At 60.5% G+C, this 15,903-nt stretch carries 13 protein-coding genes; 6 read left to right on the forward strand and 7 right to left on the reverse strand.

From position 1 onward, the window contains the following. Positions 1-17: 17 nt before the first annotated feature. From AC1D17_RS21730 to AC1D17_RS21745, 4 genes are read left to right on the forward strand one after another with little or no spacing between them, the layout of a single operon-like run. Positions 18-1,580 carry an ABC transporter ATP-binding protein gene (locus AC1D17_RS21730; protein ID WP_477567389.1) on the forward strand — a complete coding sequence of 521 codons (1,563 nt, stop codon included), beginning with the start codon at positions 18-20 and terminating at the stop codon, positions 1,578-1,580. Then, positions 1,577-2,614 (forward strand): ABC transporter permease, encoded by a 1,038-nt coding sequence (locus tag AC1D17_RS21735; RefSeq protein WP_477567390.1) that lies wholly within the window; start codon positions 1,577-1,579, stop codon positions 2,612-2,614. Before AC1D17_RS21730 ends, AC1D17_RS21735 begins: the two co-directional genes overlap by 4 nt. Continuing rightward, positions 2,611-3,498 carry an ABC transporter permease gene (locus AC1D17_RS21740; RefSeq protein ID WP_477567391.1) on the forward strand — a complete coding sequence of 296 codons (888 nt, stop codon included), beginning with the start codon at positions 2,611-2,613 and terminating at the stop codon, positions 3,496-3,498. Before AC1D17_RS21735 ends, AC1D17_RS21740 begins: the two co-directional genes overlap by 4 nt. A gap of 35 nt (positions 3,499-3,533) precedes the next feature. Beyond that, entirely contained in the window at positions 3,534-5,060 is a 1,527-nt protein-coding gene (locus tag AC1D17_RS21745; protein WP_477567392.1) for an amidohydrolase family protein, read from the forward strand. A gap of 168 nt (positions 5,061-5,228) precedes the next feature. Here the strand turns inward: AC1D17_RS21745 and AC1D17_RS21750 are convergent, their stop codons facing one another. Then, a complete protein-coding gene (locus tag AC1D17_RS21750; RefSeq protein ID WP_477567393.1) occupies positions 5,229-6,563 on the reverse strand; it encodes a dicarboxylate/amino acid:cation symporter in 1,335 nt (444 codons plus the stop codon). Positions 6,564-6,786: 223 nt separating this feature from the next. Between AC1D17_RS21750 and AC1D17_RS21755 the strand changes: the two genes are divergently transcribed. Continuing rightward, positions 6,787-8,661 carry an ATP-binding protein gene (locus tag AC1D17_RS21755; RefSeq protein WP_477567394.1) on the forward strand — a complete coding sequence of 625 codons (1,875 nt, stop codon included), beginning with the start codon at positions 6,787-6,789 and terminating at the stop codon, positions 8,659-8,661. 4 nt (positions 8,662-8,665) lie between these two features. After that, positions 8,666-10,012 (forward strand): sigma-54-dependent transcriptional regulator, encoded by a 1,347-nt coding sequence (locus tag AC1D17_RS21760; protein WP_477567395.1) that lies wholly within the window; start codon positions 8,666-8,668, stop codon positions 10,010-10,012. A 188-nt stretch (positions 10,013-10,200) separates the two neighbouring features. On the opposite strand, the gene AC1D17_RS21765 is transcribed toward AC1D17_RS21760, so the two are convergent. The 6 genes from AC1D17_RS21765 to AC1D17_RS21790 form a co-directional block, all read right to left on the reverse strand. Then, positions 10,201-11,448, reverse strand: a complete 1,248-nt coding sequence (locus AC1D17_RS21765; RefSeq protein ID WP_477567396.1) for an SfnB family sulfur acquisition oxidoreductase — start codon at positions 11,446-11,448, stop codon at positions 10,201-10,203. 27 nt (positions 11,449-11,475) lie between these two features. Next, a complete protein-coding gene (locus tag AC1D17_RS21770; RefSeq protein ID WP_477567397.1) occupies positions 11,476-12,258 on the reverse strand; it encodes an ABC transporter ATP-binding protein in 783 nt (260 codons plus the stop codon). 133 nt (positions 12,259-12,391) lie between these two features. Then, positions 12,392-13,726, reverse strand: a complete 1,335-nt coding sequence (locus tag AC1D17_RS21775; RefSeq protein WP_477567398.1) for an ABC transporter substrate-binding protein — start codon at positions 13,724-13,726, stop codon at positions 12,392-12,394. 101 nt (positions 13,727-13,827) lie between these two features. Continuing rightward, positions 13,828-14,868: a branched-chain amino acid ABC transporter permease gene (locus AC1D17_RS21780; protein ID WP_477567399.1), complete on the reverse strand. Its 1,041-nt coding sequence runs from the start codon at positions 14,866-14,868 to the stop codon at positions 13,828-13,830. A gap of 3 nt (positions 14,869-14,871) precedes the next feature. Then, positions 14,872-15,768, reverse strand: coding sequence for a branched-chain amino acid ABC transporter permease (locus AC1D17_RS21785; protein WP_477567400.1), 897 nt, complete (start codon positions 15,766-15,768; stop codon positions 14,872-14,874). Further along, positions 15,768-15,903, reverse strand: a 136-nt coding sequence (locus AC1D17_RS21790) for an ABC transporter ATP-binding protein C-terminal domain-containing protein (protein ID WP_477567401.1), incomplete at its 5' end; no start/stop codon positions are given. The genes AC1D17_RS21790 and AC1D17_RS21785, both read right to left, overlap by 1 nt.

A 15,903-nucleotide genomic window follows, 5' to 3' on the forward strand; every position in this document is an offset into this window, starting at 1 on the left:
ACGTGAATGGGCCTCCTATGACCGATCCTCAAGCCCCGGCGCTTTTGTGCCAGAACGTCTCGGTGACCTATGGGCCGGTCACCGCTCTCGACGCCGTGTCCACCGCATTCGGCACCGGCCTTATTCACGCCGTGGTCGGCCAGAACGGTGCTGGAAAAACCACCTTCGCCCGTGTTGCATCCGGTCTCGTGCGGCCGGCCGCCGGCCATGTGGCGATCGGTGGCCGGGTCATGCGCGGTGGCAATGTCGGTGAGGCACGCGCTGCCGGCGTCGAACTGGTACACCAGAGTTTCGCGCTGCCGCCATCGTTCACCGTGGCAGAGGCCATGGAGTTCGGCGCAACGGGAACCGGGCGGTTCTTCACCCGCAGGAGGCTGTTCGAGCGTTGGCGTCCGCATCTCGAAAGCCTCGACATCTCGGTCGATCTCGGCGCACGGATTCGCGATCTGCCGGTGGAAAGCCAGCAGGGGATCGAAATCGCCCGGGCGCTGGTCACGCAGGCCAAGGTTCTCATCCTCGACGAGCCGACTGCAGTGTTGTCGCCGTCGGGCATCGAGAAACTGTTCGAGCGCGTGCGCCGGCTGAAGGTGCAGGGCGTGACCGTCCTCCTCATTCTTCATAAAATTCGCGAGGTTCTCGCGATCGCCGACACGGTAACGGTGCTGCGCGCCGGGCGGCTTGTCGAAGGTCCGCTGATGACGACGGATGTGGATGGCGCGCGGCTATCCAGGCTCATCATCGGGGAAGCAAGCCGCGGGCTTGCAGCCGCCGATGCGCAGGCGCTGACCGGCGCTGGAACGGTGGAACATGTTTCGACTGTCGCAGCGGTGCCAACGGCGGCACCGGTTCTCAAGCTTTCAAACATCACCACATTTGTCGATCAGGAAGGCCCGGCGCTGCAGGATGTGGATTTTCACGTTCGCCCCGGCGAGATCGTCGGTATCGCTGGCGTCGAAGGCAACGGCCAGCGGACTCTCGTCCGCCTAATCGCGGATTTCGCCAAGGCGAGTCGGGGCGAAGTCCATCTGGCAGGGGACGACATTACCGCCCAGTCCCTCGCTCAGCGCCGTATCAAGGGGTTGCGCATCATTCCCTTCGAGCGCAATACCGAAGGGCTTAGCCTCACCTCCAGCCTGTGGGAAAACTGGACCGCCCGCGCGCTTCTCGAGAAATCGCTTCTGCGTCTGGTCAATCCGGCCGAGTTGCGCAGCGAATGCGACACTGCCTTGAAAGCCTGGAGCGTGCGTTATGCCCATGTCGGGCAGAAGGCTGGATCGCTTTCCGGCGGTAATGCGCAGAAGGTCATTCTGTCGCGCGAAATCGATCCGCATGCCAAGCTGATCATCGCGGCGCAACCCACGCGCGGCCTCGATATCGGCGCCACCGCCTTTGTCTGGGATGCACTGCGCCGGGCGCGCGATCGCGGTTGCGGCATCATCCTGATTTCGTCCGATCTTGATGAGCTGTTCGATATCTGCAACCGCCTCGTCGTCATGTTGTCCGGCCGGGTCGCCGGCACGTTTACGGCTCCTTACGATATTGGTGCGGTCGGTGCCGCAATGACGGGGGTCTCCCGGTGATAGAGCGCCTTTCCTTTATTCTGCGCAGCCTGATCTTCGTCGTTTTGGCCTTGGTCCTGTGTGCCGCCGTCTTTCAGATTGCCGGTTATTCCGCGTCCATGGTTCTGACCAATGTGGCGGACGGCGCATTCCTGCGGCCCGGCGCTATGGCGCAGAGCCTCCGATGGGCGCTGCCGCTCTTCATAACCGCCGTTGGGGTCGGTATTTCGTTTCGCGCCGGGTTCTTCAACATCGGCGCGCAGGGCCAGTTCTATGTCGGCTCCATTTGCGCCGCATTCGTTGCCGAATGGCTGTCGGGTGCTCCAGCTTTCGTCGTCATTCCGGCATGCATGTTCGCTGGCGCGGCCGGTGGGGCAATGTGGGCGTTTTGGCCGGGCTACCTTCGCATCCGCTCTGGAACCGATGAGGTCATCACCACGCTGATGGGGAATTTCATGGCCGGCCTGCTGCTGGTCTATGTCACTTCCGGGCCGCTCAAGGACCCGTCGGGCTCCGGGCAACAGGCCTCCAGCCGGCCGCTTGAGGCCGCCTATCGCATCTCGACGTCGTCGGGCCTCTCAATCACGATCATTGCAATTGCTGTGGCCGTCGGGCTTGCCATGTGGCTGCTCGTCAACCGCACGACCTTCGGGATGCTGGCAAGCCTCGCAGGGCGTAATCCGGTGATGGTGCGCTGGCAGGGCGCGCTTCTCTGGAAGCTCGGCATCACCAGCTTTCTGTTGAGCGGTGCTTTGGCGGGTCTTGCCGGAACGATCGAGCTCATGGGACCGAACGGGCGCATCGCCAGCGGCTTCCTGCCGGCACATGGGTTCACCGCGATCCTGATTGCCCTTGTTGCCAACTTCTCCGTGGCGGGAACGGCGATAACGGCGCTTTTCTTCGGCGGGCTCGCCTCAGCGGCGCTCTACCTGCCGGTCATGGCGGGGCTGCCGTCGGCCGCGATCGACGTTATCAACGCCGCTATCGCGCTCTTCATTACAGCCCGGTCGAAACTGCTCGACAAGATCCTGCGCATCGGAGAACGTTCATCATGAACGACATCATCATCGCCATCCTGCGCTCCGGCACGCCGCTCGTCTACGTCACCCTTGCAGGTGTCATCGCCCAACGGGCGGGCATCTGGAACCTCGGCCTCGAGGGGCTGATGATCATCGGAGCCTGCGCCACGATCCTCGGCATCGTCGTCACAGGTTCGGTCACGCTTGCACTGCTGATCGCCATGCTCTTTGCGGTTCTGGCTTCAATCCTCCTCTGGTTCGTGGTCGAGAAGCTCAAAGCCAATCCGATCATCGCCGGACTTGGGTTGACGGGCCTGGGGCTTGGTGGCACGGCGCTTGCCATCCAATCTTTCTTCGGCAGCCAGTCCGCAGTCAACGCGCCTTTTGGCCTGCCTCGCCTCGGGCCTGCCTTCGGCGCCTATGGTGTTCTCTCGATCCTCGTGGTGCTGATGCCCGTTGTCGTGTTCGCGCTGTGGTTTCTTCTGTGCCGCACACGCTTCGGTCTGCAACTGTCGGCCTGTGGCGAACATCCGTTCGCGGCCCGTAGCGTTGGCGTCAACCCATCGATGATGCGCCTGATCGCTCTTGCGATCGGCGGCGTTCTGGCGGCCTTGGGCGGTGCAGAGCTGGCCGCGGGCAGCCTGCAATTCTTCGGGCAGAACATGACGGCGGGGCGTGGCTTCATGGCGTTTGCCGCGGTCATCTTCGGAGCTGCGCATCCAATAGGCGCCACACTGGCGGCGATGTTCTTTTCCGTGCTGAGCGCTATCGGCATCCGCGCGCAGCTCGTGTTCGGCGATAGCGTCCCGCATGATCTCATTCAGGCGCTGCCCTATCTCGCGACGGTCTTCGGCCTCTGGCTGAGCAGCCGCCTCAGAGGTGGTACAACTGGCGGCATCACTGAGTTACGGGATAACTGAACGGGCGAGTCCCGAAACCTTAGCGGAGAACGCCCATGAAAACGCTGTTTCGAAACGCAGCCATTCTGGCGATGGACAAGACACATGGAAGTTCGGTCTTTGCCGGAGATCTTCTGGTTTCGAATGGCAGGATAGCCGCGATCGGCCCGAACCTCACGGCCGATGGCGCACGGATAATCGATGCGACCGACAAACTGCTAATGCCCGGCCTTATCAACGCGCATACGCATTCCAGCGAAACCTTCTTGCGTGGCCGGTACGAAGGGATGCCGCTGGAAATATGGCTGCTTTATGCCTATCCGCTCCTGATGGGTCCACAGGTGGATAAGCGGCTCGTCTATCTACGGAGCGTGCTTCTGGCGATAGAATCGCTGAAAAGCGGCGTCACCACGCTTTGCGACGATTTCTTCGACCCGCCCGGCCACGATATCGAACGGCTCGCCTGCGCCTTTTCTGCTTACGAGGATGCGGGCATTCGCGCCAATATCTCCAGCGCCGTGATGAACATTCATACGCTGGACGCCCTGCCCTATGCGCGTGAAATCATGCCGGAAGCACTGAAGGCAAAACTCGATTTCGGACCGCCGATGACGGCCCATGCCTATATGGACTATTGTGACGGGGTGCTTTCCACCCTGCACGGGCGGGCCAACGGCCGGCTTCGTTTCATGGTGGCGCCCTCCGCGCCGCAACGCTGCACCGCGGAGATGCTGCAGGCCTGCTATACGCTTGCCGTTCGTCACGGCATTCCAATGCACACCCATGTGCTGGAGACAAAGACCCAGGCCGTGACCGGTCCGGAATTCTACGGAAAAAGTCTCGTCGCCCACCTTCACGATCTCGGTGTCCTTGGGCCGAACACAACGATCGCCCATTCCGTCTGGGTCAGTGATGCGGACATAGACTTAATGGGCGAAGCGGGATGTTCCGTCGCCCACAATGGGATCTCAAACCTCAAGCTCGGCGCAGGTGTCGCACCCATCCGCCGCCTGCTCGATGCCGGGGTACATCTCGGCCTCGGCACCGATGGCGTTTCCTCTAATGATACCGCCCGCATTCTCGACGTGATGCGCGTTGTCGCCTTGTTGCAGAGTGCATCGGGGCCTGATTTTGGCGATTGGTTGAAAGCCGACGAAGTCCTCACCATGGCAACGATCGGCGGCGCGCGAACCGCCATGCTCGACGCGATTACGGGTTCGCTCGAAACCGGTAAGGCGGCCGACCTTCTGATGCTCGATCTCAACAGTATCGGTTTCACGCCGCTGAACGATATCGGCAAGCATCTGGTCTATAGCGAGAACGGCCGCTCCATTGAACTGGTCATGGTCGACGGACGAATCGTCGTCGAGAATGATCGGATGACGACGATCGACGAGATGGAAATCCTTGCCGAAATTCGTGAGCGAATGCCGGGCTATCAGGCTGCTCATGCGGAGCTGGAACGCGCGAACGCGATATTTGAACCGACGATGGCCGAAATCCACCGCCGGGCGACGTCCGCAGAGATCGGCTTCAGCCGCTATATCCCGTCAATGGGCGAAAAAAGTTTAAAGCGGCGATAACAAAGGTCTGAAGTCCAGGATGTAGATTGCTCGCCTTGATGGGAGTTGAACCGCGACCTGACCCGTTCGACCGGCCGTGTCTTGCCTGGCTCTTGCTAAAAAGTGGAAACGGCTCGCCGAGCGGTAAGCCGTTTCCATAAGAAATTGGACTGTCTGGCAGCCAATTCCTTACTCGGCCGGCTGCAGCCCCGTCACCGGGGCAGCACTCATGTCTTGGCCCCCGAGTGCCGCAGCAAGTTGAGTGGTGTCGAGTTCATTCTCCCAGCGGGCAACGACGATCGTGGCGACCGCATTGCCGACAAGGTTGGTCAAAGCGCGGCATTCGGACATAAACCGGTCGATGCCAAGGATGAGCGCCATGCCCGCGACCGGCACGGACGGGACAACCGAAAGCGTGGCCGCAAGTGTGATGAAGCCGGCACCTGTAATGCCCGCGGCACCCTTGGAACTCAACATCGCAACGAGCAACAGCAGGATCTGGTCGCCCCAGGAGAGATTGATATCCGTTGCCTGGGCAATAAAGAGCGCTGCCAGCGTCATGTAGATGTTGGTACCGTCGAGGTTGAAGGAATAGCCGGTCGGAATGACCAGACCGACGACTGAGCGCTTGCAGCCGGCTTTTTCCATCTTGTTCATCAAGCCTGGAAGCGCCGCTTCCGAGGACGAGGTGCCGAGCACCAGAAGCAGTTCCTCCTTGATATAGCGCAGCAGCGCCAGAATGGAAAAACCATTGTACCGTGCAACCGCGCCGAGAACGACGAGGACGAAGAGTAGCGACGTGACGTAGAACGTGCCGATCAGCATAGCGAGATTGGCGATCGAGCCGACGCCGTATTTGCCGATGGTAAACGCCATTGCGCCGAAAGCGCCGATCGGAGCGACCTTCATCAGGATGGAGACGAGCTTGAAGACCGGGGCCGTCAGCGCGTTGAGGAAATTGATGACTGGTTCGCCCTTCTCACCGACCATGGCCAGCGCAATGCCAAACAGCACCGAGAAGAACAGTACTTGCAGGATATCGCCATCGGCGAACGCGCCGACGATCGTGGTCGGGATGATGTTGGTCAGGAAGCCCATGATGCTCTGTTCGTGAGCCTTCTGGGTATAGGTGGATACGGCGGCCGGATCGAGCGAAGCCGGATCGATATGCATGCCGGCACCGGGCTGGACGACATTGGCGATGATGAGGCCGATAACCAGCGCCAGCGTCGAAAAGGTCAGGAAGTACAGCATCGCCTTTCCGGCGACGCGGCCGACCTTCTGCAGATCGCTCATACCGGCAATGCCGGTGGCGACCGTCAGGAAGATGACCGGCGCGATGATCATTTTAACGAGCTTGATAAAGGCGTCGCCAAGAGGTTTCAACTGCGTGCCGAACTCAGGGTAGAAGTGCCCGAGAAGGATGCCCGCGGCAATGGCTGCGAGAACCTGGACATAGAGATGTCTGTAGAAAGGCGTTCTGCCTTGGGGCCTTTCGGCCGCGTCGAAGGGGACTGCGATCATGATTTCCTCCCTGTGGCTCGTCCGGAACGAGTTCCGACCTCCCGAGCCGTTCGCTTCAAGTCCAGCAGTCGAGCCGCTGTTGGCGAGTACATCGCAATCTTCGTGCCAGTTTTGGCGTTGATTTTAAGCCATTGTAAAAACTAAATAAAATAAAGTGGTAACCTTGCAAGGAAGCCAATTGTGCGGAAATCCGCGCAAATTTGTTTGACCATTGTGTTGAAACATGCACAGATTCAATATGGCCTTTTCGATGTCTAGATGGCTTTTGCCAACCCTGCCTTCGCACCCGTGGAACGCGCGGATGAGGCTGGTTTACGCCGGCCTGGCATTGGCATTGATTTCCGCAAGTCTGTGGGCAAGCGGTGAGATCGGCAGGCGTCGCGCTGAAGTCGCGCTTGAAGCTCAAGCTCGCACCGATGCCGATTTGAATGCTGCGCTGCTGCGCACGGTTCTTGAAAAATACAGAGCCCTTCCCTTCGTGCTTTCACAGGACAGCGCGCTTGCCGCAGCCCTGACGGCAAAGGATGCAGATACTCTCGACCGCCTCAATCAAAAGCTGGAAATGCTGGCGGCGGGCACGAAGGCCGCGGTTATCTATGTGATCGGAAGCGACGGTATTGCGATCTCCGCCAGTAACTGGCGCGAACCGGCGAGTTTCGTCGGAAATGACTATCGCTTCCGGGAGTATTTCCAGCGTGCGGTGGCCCAAGGACAGGCCGAGCATTTCGCACTTGGCAGCGTCAGCAAGAAGCCGGGCCTTTATATTTCGCAGCGCATCGACGGCACTGACGGTCCGCTCGGCGTGGTCGTGGTCAAGGTCGATTTCGACGATGTCGAGACCGACTGGGCCGCCTCGGGCAAGCCGACTTATGTGGTTGACGAGCGCGGGATCGTCCTCGTCACGAGTATTCCCTCCTGGCGTTTCATGACTATCGGCGAAATCGCTCCCGATCGCCTGGCCGCCATCCGCGAAAGCCTTCAGTTCGGCGATGCGCCGCTGCGGCCCTTGCCGTTCGACATCGTCAGGACCGCCGGAGAAGGGGCCGATCTCGTCCGGATCGTCATGCCAGGCAGCGCGGGAAAATCGGCATTCCTGGACGTGCGGATTCCGGTTCCGGCAACGGGATGGCAATTGCAGCACTTGGTGGCATTGGAGCCCTCGATCGATGCCGGCGTGCGCGAAGCGCGCATGCTGGCGCTGCTTGCTCTTTTGCCGTTCCTGACTGGCGCCGCCTTTTTGCTACGCCGGCGTTATCTGATCGCGCTGCGGATATTCAACGAACGGCAGACACGAGAGGAACTGGAGCGGCGCGTGGCGAAGCGAACGCAGGATCTCAGCCAGGCGCGCGACCGTTTGCAGACGGAAATTAACGATCACAGGAATACAGAGCAAAAATTGCAAGCCGTGCAGCAGGATCTGGTACAAGCCAACAGGCTGGCGATCCTCGGTCAGGTCGCGGCTGGCGTGGCACACGAGATCAATCAACCGGTTGCGACCATCCGGGCCTACGCCGACAACGCTCGCGTCTTCCTCGATCGCGGCCAAACGGTGCCCGTCGGCGAAAATCTGCAAAGCATTGCCGCGCTCACCGAGCGGATCGGCTCGATTACCGAAGAGTTGAAGGCATTCGCGCGCAAGGGCCGCGCCATCGCCGAGCCCACCGGAGTGAAGGATGTCATCGAGGGAGCGCTGATGTTGCTGCGCAGCCGTTTTGCCGGGCGCATGGATACGCTTGATATCGACCTGCCGGCTGAAGGTCTAAAGGTCATGGGAAACCGCATCCGGCTTGAGCAGGTGCTGATCAACCTGCTTCAGAACGCGTTGGAGGCCGTGGCGCCGCAAGCCGAGCGGGGCCGCGTCCAAGTTCGGGTCGCAGCCGATGCAAACGAGGTGTCGCTGACCGTCTCGGACAACGGGCCGGGCATTTCGCCCGAAATTCGCAAGGGATTGTTCACGCCCTTCAACACCTCGAAGGAGGGCGGCCTGGGTCTGGGACTGGTCATCGCCAAGGACATCATCGCCGATTACGGCGGCCGCATGGACGTCTCCAGCGACGCCGGCGGCACCCGGTTCGTCGTCCATCTGAAGAAGGCTTGAGATCATGAACCAATTGGCGCCAGTTGCTCTCATCGACGACGATAAGGATCTGCGCCGCGCCACTGCCCAGATGCTGGAATTGGCGGGATTTGCCGTTTCGGCTTTCAGTGGCGCCAAAGCTGCGCTTGCGGCACTTTCACCGGACTTTGCGGGCGCCGTCGTGAGCGATATCCGCATGCCCGAGATCGATGGCCTGCAACTGTTCGGCGCGCTGAAGGAGATGGATGCAGACCTGCCGGTCATCCTCATCACCGGCCATGGCGATATTCCCATGGCCGTTCAGGCGATCCAGGACGGTGCTTATGATTTTATCACCAAACCCTTCGCGGCCGACCGGCTGGTGCAGAGCGTCCGCCGCGCAAGCGAGAAACGAAGCCTCGTGATGGAAAACCGCGCGCTGCGCCGCGCCGCCGGAGAGGCGCAGGACAGCCTGCCACTGATTGGCCAGACGCCGGTGATGGAAAATCTAAGGAACATCCTTCGGCATATCGCCGATACGGACGTCGATGTGCTCGTCGCAGGGGAAACCGGCAGCGGCAAGGAGGTCGTAGCCCAGATTCTGCACCAGTGGAGCCGTAGGCGAAATGGCAATTTCGTGGCACTCAACTGCGGCGCAATGCCGGAAACCGTAATCGAAAGCGAACTGTTTGGCCACGAAGCCGGCGCCTTCACCGGCGCCCAGAAGCGCCGCACCGGCCGGATCGAACATGCAAGCGGTGGCACGCTGTTTCTCGACGAGATCGAAAGCATGCCGCTGGGCACCCAGGTGAAGATGCTGCGTGTTCTGGAAATGCGCGAGATCACGCCGTTGGGAACCAATGACGTTCGCCCCGTCGATCTTCGGGTGGTGGCCGCCGCCAAGATCGATCTTAGTGATCCGGCAGTGCGCGGCGATTTTCGCGAGGATCTGTATTACCGGCTGAATGTCGTCACGATCTCCATTCCTCCGCTGCGGGAGCGCCGGGATGATATCCCATTGCTGTTCTCCCATTTTTCCGCCCGTGCGGCAGCACGCTTTCGCCGCGAGATCCCGCCGCTTTCGCAGACGGTGCGCCGCCATCTCAACTCTCATGCCTGGCCCGGTAATGTCCGCGAACTCTCGCATTTCGCAGAAAGAGTGGTGCTTGGCCTCGAAGGAGGCGGCGAGAATGCCCTCTTTCTGCAACCCGCCGGCTCAACTCTTCCAGAAAAGCTGGAGCGATTTGAAGCTGAAATCATTCGGGACGCCCTGTCAGTCAATGCGGGCGATGTGCGCAGGACTATCGAGGCGCTCGGGATAGCCAGAAAGACGTTCTACGACAAGCTGCAGCGCCACGGCATCGATCGGGCCGACTATGTCTCACGTAAGTGACCAAGCGATCGGCCGCCGTCCGGTCAAGGCTGTACGAACCCAGCTACGATGGACGATCGGTCACCATTTTGTGGCTGAAGAAATGTCGGAGCCCCACCTAAGACAATAGCTCTCCTGTCGGCGCCCATTTATGGCCGCCTAAATTACCCCGCTACGTTGGTTGCGGGGTAATTTCGACTTTGTGATTTTCAGCTCCAGGCGTGAAGCGGCGGCTTCTCGCCATTAAGGAAGTATTTCCCGAGGATCGAATATTTCCAGCGCACCGGATCGTGCAGCGTGTGGGTTCGGGCGTTGCGCCAATGGCGATCCAGCCCATGCTCGGCCAGCGTCGAGCGCGTCCCGGCCAGTTCGAACAGCTTGTTCGTGGCTGCAATGGCGATTTCGGTGGACAGTATCTTCGCTTCCGCCGTGACGATCTGCGCGTGGGCAACGGTCTCGGCGTTCGGATCCAGAATGGCGCGATCTATGGCGTAGCCTGCCTTTTCCAGCAGAGCCTGGGCGGCATGCAGCCGCAGAGTGAGATCGCCGATGGCCTGGATCGTATAGGGGTCGTCCCAGGCGTTGTCGACACCGGAATCCACCCAGGCTCGGCTCTTGGTGCGCACGAAACTCACCGTCTCGTCGATCGCCGCTTGGGCAATGCCGGTGTCGACAGCGACCTGGATGATCTGGAAAATCGCCCCGTCTGCTGTCGGCACCTCGTATCCCTTGTAACCCGGCACCAGATGCGTCTTCGGCACTTTGACGTTGTTGAGCAGCACGGTTCCCGACAGCGTGGTGCGTTGACCGAAGGACGACCAATCATCGATGACGGCCAGGCCAGGCGCATCACGCTCGGCAATCGCATACCAGGCCCTGCCCTCGTCATCGAGCGCCACAATCGGTACGAGATGCGCGAGCAGAGCCCCGGACGAATAGAATTTCTGGCCATTGACCACGATATGATCGCCGGCATCGACGAATTTTGTTTCGAAGTCGACCGCACGCTTGGAGCCGAATTCGGAAAAGGCGTTACCGAAGCGTGTGCCCTTCAGAACTTCCGCAAAGAGCAGCTTCTGTTGCTCTTCGTCCGACACGGTGCGGATGGCGGCAACGACACCGAGGTGGTTCTGCGCGATTTGCCCGATGGAAGAATCGGCCGCCGAGATGATCTCGATCACCTTGGCCAGCGTCGCATAGGAGACCTCGGGGCCGCCGAACGCCTTCGGCACATTGATCGACCAGAGGCCGCTCTGGGAGAAGGCATCGAGCTCCTTGACCGGCCAGATGCGGTCGCGGTCGCGCAGGGCCGATTCCTTTGCGAATTCGGCCGCAAGCGCCTTGGCGATTGTGATCGCTTCCGCATCGGTCTTGATGACATGCGCGGGTTCGGCGGGACGCGGAACCGGCGGCACAGCCTTTGCGGCATTCTCGGTATTGACGTTGGAAAGGGTCATCCTGGTTACTCCAGTTGGATTGGTGATTTAGCTGGCAAGGGCTGGGGCGAGCGGGGCCGCAGTTTTCCTGCCGAGATAGAAGGACTTGACGTCATCGCGCTCGCGCAGATCGCGTGCTTCTCCGGAAAGCACCGTGACGCCGTTTTCGAGGATGATGGCGCGATGGGCATATTTTAGTGCGACGGCAGAGTTCTGTTCTGCCACGAGGATGGAAAGTCTTTCATCACGATTGAGATGGCGCAAGGTCCGGAAAATGTCCTGAACGACGAGCGGCGCCAGTCCCATCGACGGTTCGTCGAGCACCAGCAAACGTGGCCGCGACATCAGCGCCCTGCCGATCGCCGTCATTTGCTGCTCGCCGCCCGAGGTCAGGCCGGAAAACGCACGTCGCTTTTCCTTCAGCCTGGGAAAATGCGCATAAACCTTGTCGAGATCCTCAGCGATTTCCGCACGCGTGCTGCTGCGGCCAAGTCCGCCGGAAACGAGGTTTTCCTCGACCGTCAGGCTGCGGAAGCAGTGGCGGCCTTCCAGCACCTGAACAAGTCCCGCGCGGACAAGATCCGCGGGGCTGGACTCTGTGACATCAAGACCTTCGAACCGGATGACACCGGAGACGATCTGGCCGCGCTCTGCCGGCAAGAGATTGGAAATCGCCTTCAACGTCGTCGTCTTGCCGGCGCCATTGGCTCCCAGAAGCGCGAGAATCTCTCCGCGCGCCAATGTGAAACTTATGCCGTCAAGCGCGGTGATGGCATGATTGTACGTGGCCTTCAGACCAGTAACAGCGAGGTGAACGTTGCCGAGAGCCATGATCTTGTTCCTGTCCGCCGCTTAAGGGCTGCAATTGAAAAAGGAAGGCGCGAGGCTGGTTGAGGAAGAAAAACAGCCATCCCCGCGCCCAGCCTTTGATGCTGCGCCTGCCGCGGCGCGCAGCATCAAAGGATCAGTTGGTGGCGGTCTCGGCGTCTTCCGCCGTGCGCAGCTTGATGCCCTTTTCCGCTGCATAGGCTTCCGACGACTTTTCGATGATCGGCCGCAGTAGCGCCCAGTCGGGGGCGATCCAGTCGGAGACAACGTTCCACTTGGCGCCGTCCCACTGCTGGAAGGTCACATAGCCATTGCCCTCGTGATTGTCCCAGGTAACGTTGATCGAGTGGAACAAGCCCTTGGCACCGAGTGCCTCGACGCGCGCGGGATCGAGCTGCAGATGTTCAAAGCCCCAACGGACCTCGTCACCGGTCAGGGTCCGCTTGCCGAACTTCTCCTGCGCGATGCGTATCGCCTCGACATTCAGAATGCCGTTGACGATGCCGAGATTGTGGTAGACGGAGCCGATACGCTTCTTGTCTTCAAGGTTGCCCTTGCCGGCGTCGTAGATCGTTTTGACGATCTCCTGAACCACTGGATATTCGGCGCCGGACGCCTGCGTGGTGATCGCCGTATAGCCCTTGGCCGTGTCGCCGGCCGGAATGGCGTCCTCTTCCGAGTTGGACCAGACATTGCCGATGATGTGGTCGACCGGGAAGCCTGTCTTAGCGGCAGTCTTCAGCGCAACCGGATTCATCACGCCCCAACCGCGCAAGACCACATAATCCGGCTTGGCGCGGCGGATCGCCAGCCATTGGGACTGCTGTTCGTTGCCGGGATGCGGAACCTCGATCTGCTGCAGTTCGAAGCCGTATTTCTGCGCCAGCAGTTCGTAGATCGGGATGGTTTCCTTGCCATAGGGGGAGCCATGATAAAGCACGGCGATCTTCTTGCCCTTCAGGCTTTCAAGCCCGCCCTCCTTGGAAGCGATGTAGTTCACAATGCCGGAAGTTTCGCTGTAGGGATTGAGCAGCAGCGGGAAGACATAAGGGAAGACCCGGCCGTCGGTCGAATCCGTGCGGCCATGATTAACGGTGATCAGCGGCACCTTGTCCTGTGTGATCCGGTCGATCATCGCATAGGCGATACCGACTGACAGCGGGTTCCAGGCAGCGACGTTCGGATTGCTCTTCAGCCGCTCATAGGCCTCGACACCGCGCTCGACCTCGTACTGGGTTTCGGCCTCGGACCAGGTCAGCTTGACGCCGCCCACGCCGCCATCGCGGGTGTTGATCAGGTTGAGATAGTCGATGAAGCCGCCGAAGAAACCGGTGCCACCGGCCGCATAGGGGCCGACGCGGTAGCTCTGTAGCGGGAAATACTGCTCATCGGCCTTTGCTGCCGGTAGTGCAACCGTGAAGGCGATGCTCGCGGTAAGGACCGCAACTTTGAATTTACTGAAGATCGTCATAACTGGGCACACTCCTGTAATCGACTGGCGAGATCGCCGGTTTTGGGTTGATCTGGAAAGCTTGACTGCATGGGTTTGGAGCTTTCAGGCTCCGGACTTGATCAGGGCCGCCGCAGGGCGACGCCGATGCGTTTTCGGACCCTGTCCCAGAGTGCCGCCAGGCCGTCCGGTTCGAGGATCAGAAACAGGATGATGAGGGTACCGAGAACGATGCGCTGGCTCATGTCGAGCACGCCCGAATTGAAGATATCACCGAGCAGGAACGAGCCGAGCCGCGACAGGAACAGCGGAAATACGACGATCAGCGCTGCGCCGAGAAAGGCACCGCGGATTGAGGCAAGTCCACCGATGATGACGATGAACAGAATCTGGAACGACCGGTCGAGATTAAAGCCGGCAGGCTCTACGGTGCGCAGATAGGCGAAGGCCCACAGAACTCCGGCAATGCCGATGATGAAGGAGGAGACCGCGAAGGCCAGAAGCTTGGTCTTCAGCACCGGCACGCCGATGATCCGTGCCGCCGTCTCGTTGTCGCGCACGGCGATGAAGTTGCGGCCGGTCTGCGAATTCACCAGGCGGTAGGCGAGCAAAGTGAGCACCGCCACCACCGTCAGAGCGAAATAGTATCGCCCGACGGGGCCATCGAAGACAAAGCCGGCGACCGAAAGCTGAGGCGCATCGATCACGCCGGATGCGGAATCGTTGGAGAACCAGCTGAACTTGGTGAGCGCCCATTGCACGAAAAACTGCGCCGCAAGGGTCGACACCGCCAGATAGAAACCCTTGAGACGCAGGCTGGGAAGCCCGAACACCAGGCCGATGCCGGCAGCCGCAAAGCCGGCAAACGCCATGCTGACGATCAAGGGCAGGTCGTCTATCCGAAGGTTGACGTTAAACGCAGCGAAGGCGCCGACGGCCATGAAGGCCGCACTGCCAAGCGAGACCTGACCTGCATACCCCGTCAGAATGTTGAGACCGAGACCGGCGAGGCTGAGCGCCAGGAACGGTAGCAGGATGGCTTCGAACAGATAGCTGGAGCCGAGAAGCGGCACTGCGACATAGGCAATGGCGAGCAAGGCCAATGGCGCCGCCCAGCGGGCGGAGAAGCGATAGGCTGGAAGATCAGAGGTGATGGCGGACATYGGTCAGACCCTTTCCACAAGCTTCTGGCCGAACAGACCGGAAGGACGCACGAGGAGGAAGGCGAGCGCGATGACATAGGCAAACCAGCCCTCGATGCCGCCCCCGAAATATTCGCCGATATAGACCTCAGCGAGCTTTTCGGATGCACCGATCAACAATCCGCCGACAATCGCGCCAAGGATCGAGTCGAACCCACCGAGCACGAGAACCGGCAAGGCCTTCAGGACGATCAGCGACAGAGAGAATTGCACGCCGACGCGGGCGCCCCACAAAAGACCGGCGACCAGCGCCACCAGACCGGCGGCGGCCCAGACCGTCGCCCAGATCCACGGCAACCGAAGGCCGACGGCAAGCGCGGCAAACTGATCGTCTGCGACGGCGCGGAAGCCGAGGCCGATGCGCGTGTAGCGGAAGAAGGCCGAGAGCAGCGCCACCAGACCGGCGGCAACGACCGCAGCGAAGATGTCAAACTGGCTGATGTAAACGCCGCCGACGTCAAACGGGACGTCCTCGATACCAAGATCGAGGCCATGGACCTGTGTGCCCCATATCAGTTGGGCTGCTCCCTCGATCACATAGGAAAGGCCGAGCGTCGCCATGAACAGGGTGATCGGCGGTTTGTTGGTCAAAGGTCGCAAAACCGTGCGTTCGATGCCGATGCCGATGACCACCATGATCGCGAAGGTGATGGCGAAGGCGAGCGGGAAGGAAATGCCGCGCTCGGTGAGACTGACGAAAGTCAGCGCGGCAAAGAGAAGCATCGCCCCTTGAGCGAAATTCAGCACGCCCGATGTCTTGTAGATCAGCACGAAACCGATCGCGACCAGCGAATACATGACGCCGGAGAGAAGACCGCCGACGAGAACCTCGGTGAAAAACAGCCAGTCGAAATCGGCCATCAGATGCCCTCCCCGTTTTCATTTTCGGACGCCACACCCAGATAGGCATCGATCACGCGCTGATCCCGCTGGACCTCGTCAGGCGTGCCATCGGCAATCTTCCGACCGTAGTCGAGTACGGCAACACGGTCGGAG

Source organism: Pararhizobium sp. P1_E7, from assembly GCF_056405855.1.

What these genes read in the sequence shown, in the direction of transcription:
- AC1D17_RS21730 (WP_477567389.1), top strand. Translation starts at nt 18, where the DNA reads ATGACCGATCCTCAAGCCCCGGCGCTTTTGTGCCAGAACGTCTCGGTG.
- AC1D17_RS21740 (WP_477567391.1), top strand. Translation starts at nt 2,611, where the DNA reads ATGAACGACATCATCATCGCCATCCTGCGCTCCGGCACGCCGCTCGTC.
- AC1D17_RS21745 (WP_477567392.1), top strand. Translation starts at nt 3,534, where the DNA reads ATGAAAACGCTGTTTCGAAACGCAGCCATTCTGGCGATGGACAAGACA.
- AC1D17_RS21750 (WP_477567393.1), bottom strand. Translation starts at nt 6,563, where the DNA reads ATGATCGCAGTCCCCTTCGACGCGGCCGAAAGGCCCCAAGGCAGAACG.
- AC1D17_RS21755 (WP_477567394.1), top strand. Translation starts at nt 6,787, where the DNA reads ATGCACAGATTCAATATGGCCTTTTCGATGTCTAGATGGCTTTTGCCA.
- AC1D17_RS21760 (WP_477567395.1), top strand. Translation starts at nt 8,666, where the DNA reads ATGAACCAATTGGCGCCAGTTGCTCTCATCGACGACGATAAGGATCTG.
- AC1D17_RS21765 (WP_477567396.1), bottom strand. Translation starts at nt 11,448, where the DNA reads ATGACCCTTTCCAACGTCAATACCGAGAATGCCGCAAAGGCTGTGCCG.
- AC1D17_RS21770 (WP_477567397.1), bottom strand. Translation starts at nt 12,258, where the DNA reads ATGGCTCTCGGCAACGTTCACCTCGCTGTTACTGGTCTGAAGGCCACG.
- AC1D17_RS21775 (WP_477567398.1), bottom strand. Translation starts at nt 13,726, where the DNA reads ATGACGATCTTCAGTAAATTCAAAGTTGCGGTCCTTACCGCGAGCATC.
- AC1D17_RS21780 (WP_477567399.1), bottom strand. Translation starts at nt 14,868, where the DNA reads ATGTCCGCCATCACCTCTGATCTTCCAGCCTATCGCTTCTCCGCCCGC.
- AC1D17_RS21785 (WP_477567400.1), bottom strand. Translation starts at nt 15,768, where the DNA reads ATGGCCGATTTCGACTGGCTGTTTTTCACCGAGGTTCTCGTCGGCGGT.